Source organism: Catellatospora tritici (assembly GCF_019083965.1).
GTDB lineage: Bacteria > Actinomycetota > Actinomycetes > Mycobacteriales > Micromonosporaceae > Catellatospora > Catellatospora tritici.
The window spans coordinates 1-16,219 of record NZ_JAHRCY010000021.1 but is presented as its reverse complement, the minus strand read 5'-3'; the positions used below and the strand labels follow the sequence as shown (position 1 = coordinate 16,219).

Annotated in this window: 13 protein-coding genes; 3 read left to right on the top strand and 10 right to left on the bottom strand. The window is 69.9% G+C overall.

The window, feature by feature from the left end:
* Positions 1-147: 147 nt before the first annotated feature.
* The 3 genes from KUA19_RS33455 to KUA19_RS33445 form a co-directional block, all read right to left on the bottom strand.
* The gene (locus KUA19_RS33455) at positions 148-3,240 is read right to left on the bottom strand and encodes a discoidin domain-containing protein (RefSeq protein ID WP_372451932.1); all 3,093 of its coding nucleotides are present in this window, start codon (positions 3,238-3,240) and stop codon (positions 148-150) included.
* 199 nt (positions 3,241-3,439) lie between these two features.
* Positions 3,440-4,831, bottom strand: coding sequence for a DUF1996 domain-containing protein (locus KUA19_RS33450; RefSeq protein WP_217402613.1), 1,392 nt, complete (start codon positions 4,829-4,831; stop codon positions 3,440-3,442).
* 138 nt (positions 4,832-4,969) lie between these two features.
* Entirely contained in the window at positions 4,970-5,539 is a 570-nt protein-coding gene (locus KUA19_RS33445) for a DUF305 domain-containing protein (RefSeq protein ID WP_217402611.1), read from the bottom strand.
* Between the two features lie 553 nt (positions 5,540-6,092).
* On the opposite strand from KUA19_RS33445, the gene KUA19_RS33440 reads away from it, so the two are divergent.
* Both KUA19_RS33440 and KUA19_RS33435 read left to right on the top strand, forming a co-directional pair.
* Complete coding sequence (locus KUA19_RS33440; protein ID WP_217402609.1) at positions 6,093-7,763, top strand: pectate lyase-like domain-containing protein; 1,671 nt, start codon at positions 6,093-6,095, stop codon at positions 7,761-7,763.
* A 120-nt stretch (positions 7,764-7,883) separates the two neighbouring features.
* Positions 7,884-8,600, top strand: coding sequence for an SDR family oxidoreductase (locus KUA19_RS33435; protein WP_254550514.1), 717 nt, complete (start codon positions 7,884-7,886; stop codon positions 8,598-8,600).
* A 373-nt stretch (positions 8,601-8,973) separates the two neighbouring features.
* Here KUA19_RS33435 and KUA19_RS33430 read toward each other — a convergent pair whose 3' ends face one another.
* From KUA19_RS33430 to KUA19_RS33420, 3 genes are all read right to left on the bottom strand, one after another.
* Complete coding sequence (locus KUA19_RS33430; RefSeq protein WP_217402607.1) at positions 8,974-11,364, bottom strand: ATP-binding cassette domain-containing protein; 2,391 nt, start codon at positions 11,362-11,364, stop codon at positions 8,974-8,976.
* Positions 11,365-11,527: 163 nt separating this feature from the next.
* Positions 11,528-11,884: a VOC family protein gene (locus KUA19_RS33425; RefSeq protein WP_217402605.1), complete on the bottom strand. Its 357-nt coding sequence runs from the start codon at positions 11,882-11,884 to the stop codon at positions 11,528-11,530.
* Positions 11,885-11,910: 26 nt separating this feature from the next.
* On the bottom strand, positions 11,911-12,390 hold the full coding sequence (locus KUA19_RS33420) for a potassium channel family protein (RefSeq protein ID WP_308167801.1): 480 nt from the start codon (positions 12,388-12,390) through the stop codon (positions 11,911-11,913).
* Positions 12,391-12,852: 462 nt separating this feature from the next.
* Between KUA19_RS33420 and KUA19_RS33415 the strand changes: the two genes are divergently transcribed.
* Positions 12,853-13,527 carry a hypothetical protein gene (locus KUA19_RS33415; protein WP_217402604.1) on the top strand — a complete coding sequence of 225 codons (675 nt, stop codon included), beginning with the start codon at positions 12,853-12,855 and terminating at the stop codon, positions 13,525-13,527.
* A gap of 318 nt (positions 13,528-13,845) precedes the next feature.
* Here the strand turns inward: KUA19_RS33415 and KUA19_RS33410 are convergent, their stop codons facing one another.
* The 4 genes from KUA19_RS33410 to KUA19_RS33395 all read right to left on the bottom strand — a co-directional run.
* Positions 13,846-14,232, bottom strand: coding sequence for a GntR family transcriptional regulator (locus KUA19_RS33410; protein WP_217402603.1), 387 nt, complete (start codon positions 14,230-14,232; stop codon positions 13,846-13,848).
* Positions 14,229-14,942: a hypothetical protein gene (locus KUA19_RS33405; protein WP_217402602.1), complete on the bottom strand. Its 714-nt coding sequence runs from the start codon at positions 14,940-14,942 to the stop codon at positions 14,229-14,231. The genes KUA19_RS33410 and KUA19_RS33405 overlap by 4 nt, the downstream gene beginning before the upstream one ends.
* Positions 14,943-15,014: 72 nt before the next feature.
* Positions 15,015-15,764 carry a carbohydrate ABC transporter permease gene (locus KUA19_RS33400; RefSeq protein WP_254550519.1) on the bottom strand — a complete coding sequence of 250 codons (750 nt, stop codon included), beginning with the start codon at positions 15,762-15,764 and terminating at the stop codon, positions 15,015-15,017.
* A 149-nt stretch (positions 15,765-15,913) separates the two neighbouring features.
* The coding region (locus KUA19_RS33395; RefSeq protein WP_372451930.1) for a carbohydrate ABC transporter permease at positions 15,914-16,219 on the bottom strand (306 nt) is incomplete at its 5' end.

The window sequence follows — 16,219 nt, the reverse complement described above, 5'->3', positions numbered from 1 at the left end:
ATCTTGGCCGTCGGCCTTCCCACGTTCCGCGCCCGGGTGCGGTCGACGCAGGTGCGCGCCGACCGCACCCGGGCGCGGTCAGGGATGCGGGTCAAGAAGGGGCCCTTCCGCTACGTAAAGCGATAAGAAGGGGCCCTTCCTTACCTCTCACCAGCCGGTGCGGCCGGCGCCGTATTGGTAGAGGGGGTTGCCGTAGGTGGCGGGGACGGGTTGGCCTGCGTCGATCTTGGCGCGGATGTCGGTGCGCTGGGCGGCGGTGGCGCCGAGGTCGTACGGGAGGTCCCAGGATTCGGTGGCGTCGGCGGGGATGTCGGTGCCACCGGCGCGCAGGACGTCGGTCAGGTTGCGTGGCAGTTGCCAGGGCAGGCGGCCGCTGGGGGTGTAGTCGCCGAAGAGCAGGCTCGCCAGGGCGGGACCCATCTCCTCGCCGCCGCGGTAGGTGACCACGGTGGCGGCGGGCAGGGCATCCCACTCGGTGATGACGTAGGGCCGGGGCAGCACCAGCACGACCACGACCGGGATGTTCTGGTTGCGGAAGTTCTGGATGACGGCGAGCTGGTCGGCGGGCAGGTAGGGCTGCTCCTTCACCCAGCTGGTGGCGTGGGTGTACGAGCCTTCGCCGACCGCGACGATGGCGAGCTTCGGGGTCGGACCGGTGTCCTGGTAGACGTTGACTCCGGCGGTGGCGGCGCGGGCGCGGACGGCGTCGATGATGTTCTTCGAGCCGTACTCCTGGTGGAAGTAGCTGGTCCAGATGCAGCAGGCCAGCGAGTCCGCGGCGCGGGGACCGGCGACGACGATGTTGTCCCCGGCGGCCAGGCGCAGCGGCAGGATGCCGTTGTTCTTGAGCAGGGTCATCGCCTCGCGGGAGGCCTGGTTGGCCAGGGCCGTGTACGCGGGCTGGTGGAACCGGTACGGGCCGTTGACCGGGTCGCCGTACGGGTTCTCGAAGACGCCGAGCTGGAACTTGAGCCTCAGGATGCGGCGGACGGCGTCGTCGATGCGGGCGACGGGCACTCCGGCGGTGAAGGTGGCGATGGAGTAGCCGGGGGCGCCCGGGTCCGCTCCGCCCATCACGTCGGAGCCCGCGTTGGCGGCGCCGACCCAGGAGCCCGAGGGCAGCCAGTCGGTGGTGATGAGACCGGTGTAGCCCATGTTGTTGCGCAGGTAGGCGAGGATCTTGGCGCTGTCACCGGCGCCGGGGCCACCGGGGTCGAGCAGGGAGCTGCCCGCGTACCCGGGCATGATGTTGACCGCGCCGGCCTCCATCGCGGCCCGGAACGGGATCATGTGGTACTTGATCGTGACGGCGTCGTACACGATCAGGGCCTCGCCGCCCGCGCCCTCGCCCGGCCAGTGCTTCACCGTGGCCAGGACGGATTGCGGGTTGAGCTCCGGGCCGCCCTGCAGGCCCGCCACCAGCGCCCGGACCTGGGCGGCGGCGACGTCGGCGTTCTCGCCGTTGCCCTCCTGGATGCGCGGGTAGAGCACCTTGGTGCCGACCTCGGCCAGCGGGCCGAGCACGCCCCGGGTGCCGACTTCCAGCTGCTCGCGACGCTGCATGTCGCCGAGCTTGTAGTCGAGGGGGTAGTCGCGCGCCGCGGCCAGCGCGCTCTGGGTGGGATAGGTGGTCTTGTACCCGTGGATGGTGTCGCCCGCCGAGACGAACGGGATGCCCAGCCGGGTCGCCGCCGACGACAGCAGGTAGGTGTGCAGGTCCGGGCCCTCGGCGGGGCCGAAGTGCCAGCCCGACTGGTTGAACGTCTGGGCGTTGTAGAACATCTGGTACGCCTTCTCCTGGGTCGTCATGCGGCTCAGGAGGTCGTTCACGCGGGTGTCGACGGGCTGACGCCAGTCCTCGTACGGCTCGATGGTGCCGTTCTTGTTCAGGTCTCGGCTGCCGTTGACGATGTTGACGCCGTCGGCGACGGTTTCGAGGACGGGGACGTAGACGCTGAACTTGCGGATGTTGGACGTGGTGGTCGCCCCGGAGCCGTTGACCGAGGTGATGTACCACTTGTAGGTCCACCGGTCGGGCAGGTCCCAGGTGGGCGTGTAGCTGGTGCCGGTGGGCTCGGCGACCTTGGTGTAGAGGTCGATCAGGTTGCCGGGCTGGGTGAAGTCGTAGTCGGTGCGGCTGACGTTGAGCCACACCTGGTAGCGGACCGCACCCGAGACGGCGTTCCAGGTCAGGGTGGGGCGGCGGGTGGTGGTGACCATGGCCGCGTCGGCGGGGGCGGTCAGCGCGAACTGGCCGGTGACCGCCGGGGGCTTGGTCGGGCCGGACAGCAGCGGCGCGGTGGTCGAGGCGGTGTCGACGCTGCCGAACACCTGGAACTCCCACAGCGAGTAGCCGTAGCCGGTGGCGCGGGCGGTGCCGTAAAGCCGGAGGTAGCGGCCGGAGCCGCTGATGTTCAGCGTCTCGATGCCCCCGGCGCCGGTGGTGGTGGAGTAGATGCTGGTCCAGTTGACCTTGTCGTTGGACGTCTCGATCCGGTAGCCGCGCGCGAACGCGGCCTCCCAGTTCAGCACCACCTTGGCGATGGTGGCGGCGCCACCGAGGTCGATGCTCATCCACTGCGGGTCGCTGAACGCCGACGACCAACGGGTGGTGGTGCGGCCGTCGACGGCGGCGCCGGGGGCGTTGCCGCCCTCGTACGAGGAGGCGTCGACCTTCTTGAAGTCGGAGATGGTGGCACCGCCGCCACCTCCGCCACCCCCGCCGCCGCCGATGGTGCCGTAGACCTGGAACTCCCACAGGGAGTAGCCGTAGCCGGTGGCGCGGGCGGTGCCGTACAGGCGCACGTAGCGGCCGCTGCCGGTGATGGGCAGGGTCTGCGTGCCGCCGGTGCTCGCGGTGGTGGAGTAGATCGTGGTCCAGGTGTTGCCGTCGGGCGAGGTCTGGATCTGGTACGCGGTGGCGTACGCCGCCTCCCAGCGCACGATCACCTGGTCGATCGCGGCGGTGGCGCCGAGGTCGACGCGGATCCACTGGGGGTCGCTGAACGCCGAGGACCAGCGGGTGCCGAGGTCGCCGTCGACCGCGGCCGTGGCCGGGAACGCCGCGTTCTCGGCCGAGGAGGCGAGCACGGGCTTGCCCTGCGAGATCAGTGGTCCGGCGGCCTGGGCGGGGCCGGAGGAGACCAGTGACTGCGCGACGAGGACTGCGATGGCGGCGGCTGCCGTCATCAGCACCGCCCGGCTGCGACGCAGCCTGGCGGTGGCGGTTCTGCGGAACATGGCTGCTCCTGACAGGACAGGCCGGGCGCGTCTCGTGGGGAGCGGGACGTGCCACGGCGATGGAGAATCATGTCAGAGAGCGCTCTCCAATGACGTACTTTCATCGAAGCACGGTGATTAGTCAAGCCCTGCCGCGTGCCGTCCCGCGCACGAAGAGGCGGTCGGCCCCGCCATGCCGGGGCCGACCGCCGTGTTCGCACTACGCGGGCAGGCGGTAGTTCGTGCCGAGCGCCGCACCCCGACCGGGCTGGGTCTCGTCGTAACCCCGCGCGTTGCACTGCAGGCCACCCACGATGCAATGGTTGACCAGCGCGGCCTGCGTGGCCGGGTCCCAGGCGTTGAAGAAGTCGTAGTGGAACGAGTAGCCCCGTCCACTCGACAGCCGCACCTGCGACATGTCCCCGTTGACCGGGAACGCCATCTTGAACTCGAGCATCGGCAGGGCGATCGGGTGGCTGGCCGGGCAGACCAGGTTCACCGGGTACGCCATGTGGCTCTTGTGGTCAGGCGTGTCCAGGTACAGACCGTTCCAGCAGCTCGGGGCCTGGTAGCGGACGTTGACCTGGGAGTTGGTCGGGCAGTACGACGGGAAGTCGGCGTTGTGGTAGCTCTCGCCGCACTCCCAGCCCTCGACCGAGCCGTACATGAACTGGTCGGCGGTGGCCGTCGGGCTGCCCACGACGAATCGCAGGCCGACCGGGAACGGCCGGACGCTGGTGTAGTCGTTGACACCGGTCTTGTAGTAGATGACCTGCGGACCGACCGGGGTCACCACCGTGTTGCCGTTGTACATCGTCGGCATCCAGTAGCCCGACTTGTCATCCGGCGCGGTGCAGGTCGAGGTGCCGGCCTGCAGCGAGGAGATGGTGCTGGCGGCGTTCGTGGTGCGGTTGCCCATGAACGTGTGCATGTGCGACGCGCCCGCCAGACCCGGGAAGACGATCGGGTCGTCCGGCTTGTCGTGGCTGAACGCGCAGTTGGCCTGGAACTCGTGGAAGTAGGCGTGCGGCGGGTTGTAGGTCGACGGGGTCACGCCCGTGACCTGCGGGTTGGCCAGCACGTACCCGGAGGTGGGGGGCGTGCTGCCGTTGTCGCCGTACACCTGGAACTCGAACAGCGAGTAGCCGTAGCCGTTGGCGCGCTGCGTGCCGTACATGCGCACGTAGCGGCCGGTGCCCGAGACGTTGAGCGTCTGGGTGCCGCCGGGGCCGGTCGTGGTCGAGTAGATCGAGGTCCAGGCGTTGCCGTCAGCGGACACCTGGATCTGGAACGACTTCGCGTACGCCGACTCCCACTGCAGCACCACCTGGCTGATGGTGGCGGAGGTGCCGAGGTCCACCCGCAGCCACTGCGGGTCGCTCCACTGACTGGACCAGCGGGTCGTGGGGTTGCCGTCGACGGCGGCGGTCGCGACGGTGCCGCCGTTCTCGGTGGACGACGCCGTCGCGGGCTTGCCCTGCGACAGCAGCGTGGTGGCGGCCTGCGCGGCCGGTGACGGAGCCACCAGCAGCGAGGCGGCCAGGGCGGCGGCTGCGAGCAGTCCCCGCCGTACGTTGGCGCGACTCGGCCGGCGTTGGCCGAAGGTTGTCATGCGATCTCCCGGGAGGTGGGGGCACGTCCACGCCCTGGGCAGGCGGGGGCGGCCGAACTGGGACGGGCCGTACCGCGAACCGCTGGCGGGCATGGCCGCTTCACACCGCAGTACGATGGAGAGCGCTCTCCAAGAGTTTTACGCGCCGGTTGCCGATACGTCAATACGTTGCTTCGCGACCCGATCCAACTCGGCACGTTGAGCTGCGCGTTCCCGCTCGACGGCCGCGGCCGCGTCCCGGATCGCCGGATCCGTGCCGGCCTGCTGCTCCGACTTGGCCAGTGACACGCACTGGTCCAGGTGCTCACGCACCCGGGTCAGGAACAGCGCGTCGAATCCGGACGCGGCGGCAGCGTCCACTTCGGCCAGGTCGGCGTCGGTCACCATGCCCGGCATGTCGTGACCCTTGTGGGGGTCGTCGGTCGGCAACCCGGCCCTGGTACGCAGCTCGACCAGCCGTGCCAGCTCGGGCGCGTGCTCACCGCGCAGCCGCGCCGCCAGCTCGCGCACGGCCGCGTCGCCGCCGCGCCGCTCCCCCCGCTCCAGCAGCGCGATCATCTGCCCGTCCATCGAGATCATGAGCTGCAGCCAGGCGACGTCGGCGCCCTGCAGCAGCAGCGGCGAGGCGACCGGGCGCGCGGGCGCGCTCGGCGACGCGGACTGCCCGCAGGCCGCCCCGGCGAGCAGCACCGCAGACAGCACCGCCACCAGCCCCACGAAAAGGAAGGGCCCCTTCTTATCGCTTTGCGTGGTAGAAGGGCCCCTTCCTAACGCGGCATGCCACGGGCGGGTGGTCGGCGACGGCTCGGTTCGCCTTGGGCGGTTGGGTTGACCAGGGCCGGAACCCGGTCCGGAAAGGATGGTGGCGCGGGGTGGGTACATGGCCGACCTCCTGGGCGGGGCGCAGCACGTCATGATCGTGGGAGAGCGTTATCCGCCCGCCGAGTCTGCGTTCGGTCCCATCCGGTGTCAATCAACGGGTCCACGAACCGTCATCTTGGCGAGCAATATGGACACCATTATCGTCGGGTATTGACGGCTGGCAACAACCGCGTAACACTCCTCGGCGTGGAGAGCGCTCTCCACCGCCGGCGCCGCCCTACTCCTCCGGGGCGGGCGGTGCCGGTGCACCCGCTTCCCGAGCCGCGGTCAAGTCGCGCCGGTTCCGCCCGGCTCCGGCGCGACCCCGCGTACGATCGTCGACTGCGCACCACGGCGCCCACCCCGGGCACCGGCACCCCACCCCCGGTCTGGAGTTACCGTGGACCAAGGCCCGCTCGCCGTCACCGACCCGGTCCACCCGGACCTCGGCCCGAACACGTACGTGTTCGACCCGACGATGCCCGCCGAGCGGATCCAGGCGGTGCTCGACGAGGTGTTCGCCCGGCAGGAGACCGCCCAGTTCGGCCCCGGCCGGGCCGCGTTGCTGTTCAAGCCGGGCCGGTACGCCGTCGACGCCAACATCGGCTTCTTCACCTCGATCGCCGGACTCGGCCTGTCCCCCGACGACACCCTCATCGAGGGGCACGTGCGGGTCGAGGCGGACTGGTTCGACGGCAACGCCACCCACAACTTCTGGCGTGGCGCCGAGAACCTGGCCGTCGACCCGTCGGGCGGCTGGGACCGCTGGGCGGTGTCGCAGGCCGCGCCGTACCGGCGGATGCACCTGCGCGGCGGCGTACGGCTGTGGGACGGCAAGGACGGCTGGGCCAGCGGCGGCTTCTTCGCCGACACCGTCGTGGACGGGCCGGTGCTGTCCGGCACACAGCAGCAGTGGCTGTCGCGCAACTGCGAGTTCGGGCAGTGGACCGGCGCGAACTGGAACATGGTCTTCGTCGGCGTGGCCGGTGCCCCGGCGCCGAGCTTCCCCGACCCGCCGCACACCGTCGTCGAACGCACCCCGCTGGTCCGGGAGAAGCCGTTCCTGCACGTCGATGCCGACGGCGCCTTCGCCGTGTTCGTGCCGGACGTACGCACCGACAGCACCGGCGCGAGCTGGACCGACGGCCCGACCCCCGGCCGGTCACTGCCCCTGACGCAGTTCTTCGTGATCACCCCGGGCACCACCGCCGCCACCATCGGCGTGGCGCTGGCGCAGGGCCGTGACCTGCTCTTCACCCCCGGCGTGTACGACGTCGACACCACCATCGAGGTCACCCGCCCCGGCACGGTGGTGCTCGGGATCGGTCTGCCCACGCTCGTGCCCGTCGGCGGCATCGTCGCGCTGCGGCTGGCCGACGCCGACGGGATCATCGTCGCCGGGCTGATGTTCGACGCCGCCCCGGAGCAGTCGCCGCTGCTCATGGAGGTCGGTCCGCCCGGCTCCGGCCGCGGCCACGCCGCCGACCCGATCTCGCTGCACGACGTGTTCTTCCGCGTCGGCGGCACCGGACCCGGCCGCGCCGAGACCTGCCTCGCGATCAACAGCAGCGACGTGATCTGCGACCACACCTGGATCTGGCGCGCCGACCACGGCGAGGGCTGCGGCTGGGACGTGAACACCGCCGCCACCGGGCTGGTCGTCGACGGCGCCGACGTGACCTGCTACGGCCTGTTCGTCGAGCACTTCCAGCGCACCGAGGTGCTGTGGCGCGGTGAGCGCGGCCGCACCTACTTCTTCCAGAACGAGAAGCCGTACGATCCGCCGAACCAGGAGTCGTGGCTGGACGGTGACGTGCGCGGGTTCCCGGCGTACCGGGTGGCCGACGACGTGACCGAGCATGAGGCGTGGGGGCTGGGCAGCTACTGCTTTTTCCAGGCTGACCCGTCGGTGGTCAACGAGCGGTCGTTCCAGGTTCCGGAGGCGCCCGGCGTCCAGCTGCGCAACCTGGTGATCGTGTCGCTGGGCGGGGTGGGCACCATCGCCAACGCCGTCAACGACCGCGGCGGCCCCGCCGACAAGACCACCTGGGTACGCCACCTCCCCGCATGACCGCCAGCACCCCCACCGCCCCGGCGGTAAGGAAGGGCACCTTCTTATCGCTTTGCGAGGTACAAGGGGCCCTTCTTAACCCTGATGGTTTGATCTGACCTTGTGATCACCTTCGAGGGAATGCGCGTCGCCGTCACCGGCGCCGGACGCGACACCGGACGCCGCCTGGCCCTGGCCTTCGCCGAGCGCGGCGCCCACGTCTATGCCGCCGCCCGTGACCTGGCCGCCGCAACCGCCACCGCCGCCGCCGACCTGGCCGCCGCCGAGGGCGATGGCACCGAGTCACGTCGTGGCAGCGTCGAAGCGTTCGCCTGCGACCTGGCCCGGCCCGATACGGTGCGTGCCTTCGCCGCGGCGCTCGCCGAGCGCACCGACCGACTCGACGTGCTGATCCACAACGGCGCGGCCTACCTCAGCGGCCCCGACCTGCTCGACGCGACCGACGACGCGATCGAGGCCACCATCGCCGGGGCGGGCACCGGCACGGTGCTGCTCACCAAGCACCTGCTGCCGCTGCTGCGCGCCTCGGACCGGGCCGACGTCGTCACGCTCGTCTCCGGTTGCGGCGAGGTCGGCAACCATCGCTCGCTGGCCCATCCCGCGTTCTACGCCGCCAAGCACGCCCAGGCCGGGCTGGCCGAGATCCTGTCGCACCGGCTGCGCCCCGAGGGCATCCGGGTCATCTCGCTGTTCCCGCCGGACTTCGTGCAGGACGGCCCGCGTACCGCCGAACATGACCTGACCGCCCAGTCGGTGATCGACTGCGTGCTGTTCGCCGTAGGCCAGCCCCGCGACTGCTTCATCCGCGAGTTCCGCTTCGAACAACTCCAGCGGTAGCCGACAAGAACGAGGTAGAAGAAGGCCGAGACGCTCATCTTCGATGCTGCCCAACAGCGCCAGAGGCGTCCTGTCCGCCTTGGCATATTCTGGGCCTTTTGGAGTGTACGGGCGTATCAGCGCGAGACGTGCCGCTTTCCGCCAGGCAACCGGCGGGCAGCTCGCCCGCCCATCGAGCCGTCAGGGCCGGACGAGGTGGAACTCCGGCCGAAGGGACCCACCGGCCGATGACCGCCAACGCCGACCGGCGGCCGATGGGCATCCGCACGAACGCACGGATGCCCATCGACACTGTTCGCGTCGCGGCAGGGGCCCTTCTTGACTCCGGCCACCCGCCGACGTGCTCGTTCTACCTGGCGACGTACTCGGACAGCTACCTGGCGACGTACTCGGACAGGTGCTGGCCGGTGAGGGTGGAGCGGGCCTTGACCAGGTCGGCAGGGGTGCCCTCGAATACGATCGTGCCGCCGTCGTGACCAGCGCCGGGGCCCAGGTCGATGATCCAGTCGGCGTGCGCCATGACGGCCTGGTGGTGCTCGATCACGATCACCGACTTGCCCGAGTCGACCAGGCGGTCCAGCAGACCGAGCAGGTGCTCGACGTCGGCCAGGTGCAGACCGGTGGTCGGCTCGTCGAGGACGTACACGCCGCCGCTGTCGGCCATGTTGGTGGCCAGCTTGATGCGCTGCCGCTCGCCGCCGGACAGGGTGGTCAGCGGCTGGCCCAGGGTCAGGTAGCCCAGGCCGACGTCGGAGAGGCGCTCCAGGATCTTGTGCGCGGCCGGGGTCTTGGCCTCGCCCTTGGCGAAGAACTCCACCGCCTCGGTCACCGGCATCGCGAGCACCTCGCTGATGTCCTTGCCGCCGAGGTGGTAATCCAGCACCGAGGCGTCGAACCGCTTGCCCTCGCACTGCTCGCAGGTGGTGGCCACGCCCGCCATCATCGCCAGGTCGGTGTAGATCACCCCGGCGCCGTTGCAGGTCGGGCAGGCGCCCTCGGAGTTGGCGCTGAACAGCGCGGGCTTGACCCCATTGGCCTTCGCGAACGCCTTGCGGATCGGCTCCAGCAGCCCCGTGTACGTCGCCGGGTTGCTGCGCCGCGACCCCTTGATCGCGCCCTGGTCCACGGTGACCACCCCGTCGCGGGGCGACACCGAGCCGTGGATCAGCGAGCTCTTGCCCGACCCGGCCACACCGGTCACGACTGCCAGCACGCCCAGCGGGATGTCGACGTCGACGCCGCGCAGGTTGTGCGTGGCGGCGCCGCGCACCTCCAGTTTGCCCTTCGGCTTGCGGACCGTCTTCTTCAGCGACGCGCGGTCGTCCAGGTGCCGCCCGGTCAGGGTGCCGCTGGCCCGCAGGCCGTCGACCGTACCCTCGAAGACGACCTGGCCACCGGCGGTGCCCGCGCCCGGCCCGAGGTCGACGACGTGGTCGGCGATGACGATCGCCTCCGGCTTGTGCTCGACCACGAGCACCGTGTTGCCCTTGTCGCGCAGCTGCAGCAGCAGCTCGTTCATCCGCTGGATGTCGTGCGGGTGCAGACCGATGGTCGGCTCGTCGAAGACGTACGTCACGTCGGTCAGCGACGAGCCCAGGTGGCGGATCATCTTCGTACGCTGGGCCTCGCCGCCGGACAGGGTGCCCGAGGGCCGGTCGAGGCTGAGGTAGCCCAGGCCGATCTCCACGAACGAGTCGAGGGTGTCGCCGAGCGCGGTGAGCAGCGGTCCGACCGACGGCTCGTCGAGCCCGCGCACCCACTCGGCCAGGTCGCTGATCTGCATCGAGCAGGCGTCGGCGATGTTGATGCCCTTGATCTTCGAGGACCGGGCCGCCTCGCTCAGCCGGGTGCCACCGCAGTCGGCGCAGACGGTGAACGTGATCGCCCGCTCCACGAACGCCCGGACGTGCGGCTGCATCGCGTCGACGTCTTTGGCCAGCATCGACTTCTGGATCTTGGTGATCACGCCCTCGTAGGTGAGGTTGATCCCCTCGATCTTGATCTTCGTCGGCTCCTTGTAGAGCAGGTCGTGCAGTTCCTTCTTCGTGTACTTCGCGATCGGCTTGTCCGGGTCGAAGAAGCCGCAACCGCGGTAGATCCGGCCGTACCAGCCGTCCATGGTGTAGCCCGGGATGGTCAGCGCGCCCTCGTTGAGGGACTTGCTCGCGTCGTACAGCGCGGTCAGGTCGAAGTCGTTGACCCGGCCCATGCCCTCGCAGCGCGGACACATGCCGCCGGTGATGCTGAAGCTGCGCCGCTCCTTGGTGGTGGTGCCACCCTTCTCGATGGTCACCGCGCCCGCGCCGCTGATGGAGGCGACGTTGAACGAGAACGCCTGCGGCGAGCCGATGTGCGGCTGCCCGAGGCGGCTGAACAGGATGCGCAGCATCGCGTTGGCGTCGGTGGCGGTGCCGACCGTGGAGCGCGGGTTGGCGCCCATCCGCTCCTGGTCCACGATGATCGCGGTGGTCAGGCCGTCGAGGACGTCGACCTCCGGCCGCGCCAGCGTCGGCATGAACCCCTGCACGAATGCGCTGTACGTCTCGTTGATCAACCGCTGTGACTCCGCGGCGATGGTGTCGAACACCAGCGAGCTCTTGCCCGAACCGGAGACGCCCGTGAACACCGTCAGACGGCGCTTCGGGATCTCGACGTTGACGTCCTTGAGGTTGTTCTCGCGCGCCCCGTGCACGCGGATCATGTCGTGGCTGTCGGCATCGTGCGGCACGGGCGCCTGCGTGCCCGCCCTCGTGGCCTTGCTCATCGTCTCCCCATCTGTCGTGAACCGGGCTACGGTAGCCCGCTCCCCCGCTCTCAGCTAACGACGCGCCTCACCCCACCCTCCGGGGTAAGGAAGGGCACCTTCTTATCGCTTCGCGTATAGGAAGGTGCCCTTCTTCACCCAGGCGGCCCGGAGCGGGCGGCGCTCACTGGTCCTGGAGCAGCCCCAGCACGTTGCCGTCGGCGTCGGTGACGGTGGCCACCCGGCGACCCGGGCCGACCTCCTTCACGGCGTCCTTGACGCTCGCTCCGGCGGCGGTCAGCTCGGCCAGCTTCGCCTCGATGTCCGACACGTGCCAGTACGCCACCGGCCCGGTCATGCCCTGCGCGGCGCCGCCCGGCACCAGCCCGATGTGCTGCCCCTCGACCTCGTATCCGACGTAGTACGGCGCGTCGTGCTGCGGCTCGACACCGAGCAGCGCGGTGAACACGGCCTTGGCCGCCGCGAGGTCGGTCACGGGGTGCAGCACGGTCTTGATTCCCTGGGTGGTCGACCCGGTCATGGTCACTCCTGACGTGGTGATGATGTCTACGGAACGACCCTAACCACGGCCTCGTGACCTGCGCTTCTCGAATCCTGATCAGTCTGTCGGGCGATGCTCAGCAGCGGGGTGGCGAGCTCCGGTTCGTCGGCCGAGGGCTGCTCGTGACGCGCCTGCAGCATCGCGCGGATCTCCCGGAGCTGGGCCTTGATCTCCTCCTGCTCCTCGTGCACGAACGCGTCGTTGTTGACGATCAACTTGCTGGCGAAGTGCGCGGTGATCAGCGGGATCACGAACAGGACCATCACCGAGATCAGCAGACCGGCCAGGATCCGGCCCGGCACGGTTGTGGGGTAGGTGTCGCCGTACCCGACGGTCGAGGCGGTGACCACCGCCCACCACAGGGCGTCGCCGAGGGTCTTGTCGTGCTCGAACAGGCGGTACAGGCCGCCGGAGACCACGATCAGAAGCAGGTAGCTGAACAGCAGCGCCCGGGGCGAGTTGGTCAGCCGTCGCAGCAGATACACGTCGCTGATTCTGGCAACCGCGCCCGGCCGCGCATACCCGCCCATCCGGACAGACACCCGTCACAACCCCGCCGACCCGCCCCCGCCCGAACACCCGACCACGCCCACGCCACCGCCACCGCGCTTCGCCCGGCGCGCTCGTCGCGCGATGCGCTGGCCGCGAGGTGACGTGCAGTTTCGGGGAAACTGCACGAATCTTGGCCGCCTTTCGCGCACTTTCCCCGAAACTGCAGCCACATCGGGCCTCATCGAGGGGCGTGGGGTGGTTCCCGAGGCTGTCTTGCACAGGCGTTGGCCTATCTAGGTGGCAGATTGTCCCGATCCATCCTCTGGATAGTCCGGCATCGATAGAAAGCGGGGCGGTGGCGGCCCGGCGGGAGCTCGCGGGGGATGGGAAATGTCGCCCCGGCGTATTAGAATGTGTGTTCGAATCAAGGCCGCTGACCTGCGAATGGAGCCGCCATGACCATCCGTGTCGCCACCCCCGACACATCGACCGACACCCGCACCGCGCTGCCCTACGCGACCCTGCTCGCGTTCACCCGCTACGTCGACCGGACCGGCCCGGCCAAGGCCGCGTTCGTCGGCAAACTGCGCCGCCAGCGCGAGACCGGCGGGGGGTTCAACCCGCACGGCCAGATGGTCAAGGCTCTGAAGAACGACATCGAGTTCGGCACGGACGGCACCAACCTCGCGGCGGTACGCAAGACGGTCAACCCCCGCTGGAGCAAGCTCTACGACGCGCTCACGGCGGGCGGGACGCGCTACCTGCGTTCGCTGGGCGAACCGCACACCGCCCACCTGGCCCCGGTCAACGACGCGCTGGCGATCATCGCGGATCTGCCGGTGCGGGTGAGCGCCCACTTCGGACTGCGCTATGACGACGGCCGGGTCGAGGCGGTGCGGCTGCACTTCGACGAGGAGCCACCGACGACCGAGCTGGTGACGGCCACGCTGCACCTGATGCGAGCCAACATGGGGCAGATCCTTCCGCACGCCGAGCCGGTCCTGGTCGACGTGCGGCGCGGGGTGAGCCACCGGGTCGAACCGGGTCGGGTCGGTGAGATCTCGCGCTGGCTGTTCGGCGAGGCGGCCGGTTTCGCCGCGATGTGGAAGACCCCACCCGCAGTGGCGTGACCGAAGATTTCGAACGCCGGTGCCCTGGTCCACGTCCTGCGACGTGGACCAGGGCACCTCGCATATTCGGCCCTCGGCCCTCGGCCCCCGCGCTCCGAGCGCCGGGCGCCGGGCGCCGGGCGCCGGGCGCCGGGCGTGCAGTTTCGGGGAAAGTGCACGAAAGCCAGCCAAGATTCCTGCAGTTTCCCCGAAACTGCACTGCCGTCGGCGACCAGCGCGGGCGGAAGTGGGCGGGCGCGGCGCGGCGCGGACGGTGGCGGGCGCGGGTGGGGGGTTTGGGGTGGGGTCGGTGGAGTGGAAGTGGGCGGGGGGTGAAGGTCAGGCGTGCGGGTCTGCCGCGGTCCAGTGGCGTGACACGGCAGCGAGCGCTTCGTCGACGGTGAGGCCCAGTCGCCTGGCCGCCTGGACGTACTGGCGTGCCAGCACGTCCGAGCGTTCCTCTGTCGGCTGCGGGCTCAGCGCGGCGACGACGGTGCCGGCCGCACGACGGGTGTGGACCAGGCTGGCCGCCTCCAGCTCCTGGTAGGCACGCGCGACGGTACCGGCCGCCAGGCCTAGGTCGGCGGCGAGTTGCCGGATGGGCGGCAGGCGATGCCCGGTGGCCAGCACACCGCCGGTGATCAGGTCGGCGAGCTGCTGGCGGATCTGCTCGTACGGCGGCACGTGCAGCCCCGGGTCGACCGCGATCTCGGGCAGCTCGGTCATCCCCGCACCTTACGGCCGAACAGCAGTACCGAGACGAGGTACACCCAGAAGACGACCACGGTGACCGCCGCGACGGCTGCCACAGTCTCGGGCAGATTCATCCGGTGCACTCCGCATCGGACGATGAAGACGCCGCTCACGGCGGCCATGGCACATCCGGCCAGCGGCGTGAGCACGGCTATGCCGTACCCGCTGATGGCGACTTCGGCGGCGCGGCGGCGGGCGGTGTCGTCTCCGGCGAAGCGGGGCCGCCTGGTGACCGCTCGGAGCGCGACCAGGGCCAGCGCCAGGCAGATGCCGGTGGCCACGAGGATCGGCGTGGCGTAGTAGCTGCCTGGCCAGGGGGTGCCGGTCATGATCATGTCGCCGCAGCGGCGGGTGATGGCGCGCCCGGCTCGCCCCTGGTCGTCGGCGACGCCGACCGCTGCGGTCACCGAGAGCAGCGCGATCAGCAGTACGGTGCCGACGCCCGCCACCCAGCTGGGGTAGATCGGCAGGTAGTCGCGGATGCGGCGGACGGTCAGCGACGCCGATCGGGCTCCGGTCGGGGCGGGCCGGGGTGCGAGGCGTTCCGCGACCAGTGCGGTCAGCAGCAGCACCGCCGCGAAGGCGGGCCCGGCCAGGGCGTAACCGCGGCCGAGCGGCAGCCGGTCGGCGACCTGCCAGGCCACGACCGCGCCGAGGGCGATACCCACCAGGCGAAGCGGCATGACGAACTCCTTGTATCGAGGGGTTGACACAAAGCCTAGAACTTGTGTCAACCCCTCGATACAAGCTGCGTTTCAGCCCTTGACGGCGCCCTGCATGATGCCGCCGATGATCTGGCGACCCAGCGCGATGAACACCACCAGCAGCGGGATCGTCGCGATGAACGCGCCCGTCAGCGTCAGCGAGAAGTCCGCCACGTACCCGCTGGCGAGGGTCGACAGGGCAGTTTGCACGGTCGGGTCCTCGGGGGTGAGCACGACCAGGGGCCAGAAGAAGTCGTTCCAGGCCGTCATGAAGGTGAGCATGCCCAGCACCGCCGCGGCGGGCTTGGCCGCCGGGAGCACCACGTGCCAGAAGATGCGCAGCGTGGTGCAGCCGTCGGCGCGCGCCGCCTCCAGCAGCTCGGTCGGCACCGCCTCGGACAGGTACTGCGTCATGAAGAACACGCCGAACGCGTTGACCATCGCGGGCACGATGACCGCGTAGATCTGGCCGGTCCATTCGATCTTCGCCATCAGCATGTACAGCGGGATGACGCCCAGCTGGTTCGGGATCATCATGGTGGCGATGATCATCAACAGCAGGGCGTTGCGGCCCTTGAAGGTCAGCTTGGCGAACGCGAACCCGGCCAGGGTCGAGAACAGCACCACGCTGAGCGTGATCGCGCCGGAGACCATGAACGAGTTGGCCAGCGCCTTGAAGAAAGGCACGGTGCCGAACGCGCGCTCGATGTTGGCCATCAGGTTGCCGCCGAGACCGAGCGGCGGTGGCACCTGACCCAGGACGCCGTTGTCGTGCGAACCGACCACCAGCATCCAGTACATCGGGAACGCCGAGAAGAACGCCAGGGCCAGCAACGACAGGTAGGTGAGCTTGCCGGGGCGGCGCTCGGCGAAAGACACCCGGCGGCGGCGCGGCGCCTCCGGCGGCGGCACCGCGGTCGGTTCGGTCGAGTGGCGGCTCAGGGTGGTGGTCATCGCGAACTCCGCACACGGCTGGTCAGGAAGTAGTTCACCGCGGCGACGATGACGATGATGAAGAACATCACCCAGGCCGCCGTGGAGGCGTAGCCGAAGTCGAAGCGGGAGAAGCCGACCTCGTACAGGTACAGCGACAGCGTCTGGAACTGCCGGTCCGATCCGCCGGTCACCGACGCCCCGCCGAACAGCAGCGGTTCGGCGAGCACCTGCATGCCGCCGATCGTGGAGATGATGACGGTGAAGATGATGGTCGGTCGGATCGCCGGGACCGTGATCCGGGTCAGCTGCTGGAAGCTCGT